Here is a 1665-nt window from a genome sequence, read left to right on the forward strand (position 1 = left end):
GCACGCGCGCGTGGAGCGTCTGCTGGCCGGCGCGACCGAGTCGCAGGCCCGCCGCGTCGTCGAGACGATGGCCCTGACCCTCCAGGCGTCCCTCCTCGTCCGGCACGCCCCGCCCGCCGTCGCCGACGCGTTCTGCGCGAGCCGCCTCGACGGCGACTGGGGGCACTCCTTCGGCACACTCCCCGACTCCGCCGACGTCACCGCGATCCTCGAACGGGCGCTGCCCGAACGCCTCTGACGTCCCGTTTCCCGGACGTCACCCTGCGTTGTCAGTGGCGTGGTGCAGACTCGTGATCAGTCGGGGATTCTGACGCACCGTCCGGGGGAGGACCAGGTGTTCACGGGGATCGACGAGGTCGACTGGGCCTCACTGCACCACGCGCACGGCAGCGCCGGGGACGTCCCCGGTCTGCTGCGGTCGCTGGCCTCCGAGCGGGCCGCTGTCCGGGAGGCGGCGCTCGACGCGCTGTACGGGAGGCTGCACCACCGGGGCGCCGTCCGCGACTCGACGCCCGCCGCCGTCCCGTTCCTGCTCGCCGTCGCGGCGCGGGAGGAGGTGCGGGACCGCGCGGGGGTGGTGGAGCTGCTGGTGAGCATCGGGAGCGAGGAGGACGGCCCCGGCGAGGCCGCCGTCCGCGCGGGCGCCGAGGTGTTCGCCGCGCTGACCCTCGACCCCGATCCGGACGTCCGCCGGGTGGCCGTCGGCGCGACCGTCCGGTTCCTGGACGACCCCGCGCGCGTCCTGCCGCTCCTGAGCCGGCGGCTCCGCTTCGAACGGGACGACGACGCGCTGATCGCCGTCACCGAAGCCACCGGCGTCTTCGTCCGGCGCCACCCGGCGCACGCGCCCGAGGCGATCGCCCTCCTCACCACCCACCTCCCCTCCCCCAACCCCCCGGTCCTGCGCCTGGCCGTCCTGGGCCAGCTCGCCGCGCACGCGCCGGACCGGCTCCCGCCCGACTTGGTCCCCCTCACCGCACAGCTCCTCGACGAACGCCACAACACGCGTGCGTGGACCCCGCCGGGAGCCGAGGAGACCCTCACCGGCCGCCTGCACCGGCTGCGCCCCTCCGACGAACAGGGCACCCGCCTGCTGCGCACCCTCCACACCGCCCTCGCCGACGACGTCCCCACCCGCACGGCCCTCCTCCTCGCCCAGTTGCGCCTCCCCTCCCCCGTCGACCGCTGCAACGGCGTCCTGCTCGCCGCCGGGTTGATCCGCGAGTGGCGCGGGGACCACACGGCCCTCGTCTCCCTGATCGGGGAGCAACTCTCCTGCGGGGAGGAGCGGTTGCGGGATGCGGCGGTGTCCGTGCTCGGGGAGTTGTCCGCAGTGGCGGCGCCTGCCGCGGACCGGCTGCACGGGCTGGTCTCGGGGAAGCCCGAGGGATGGGTGGAGCGGTGGCGGGCCGCGCGGCCCGAAAGGGTGGCGGCGAGCGACGTCAGCGGCTCAGCCGACCCGGGCGAGGAGGTCGGGGGCGGTGGGGCCGTGGCGCTCGGTGGCGCCCTGCTCGCGCTGGCGCGCTGCGGCGATGCGCGGGCGGTGGAGATGCTGGCGGAGGTGCTGGACGGGAGGGAGCTGCCTCGTCATGCCGCCTCCGTGGTGCCCCGCTTGGGCGCGGCGGCCGGTTCGCTGGTGCCCGCGCTGCGGCGGCACCTGAGGGC

General features: G+C 76.2%; 2 pseudogenes. Both read left to right on the forward strand.

From position 1 onward, the window contains the following. A pseudogene (locus tag ACVNF4_RS35745) lies at positions 1–238 on the forward strand (DNA alkylation response protein); the annotation flags it as partial. Positions 239–280: 42 nt separating this feature from the next. After that, positions 281–1665 (forward strand): annotated as a pseudogene (locus ACVNF4_RS35750) (HEAT repeat domain-containing protein); the annotation flags it as partial.

The organism is Streptomyces sp. S6 (assembly GCF_054880855.1).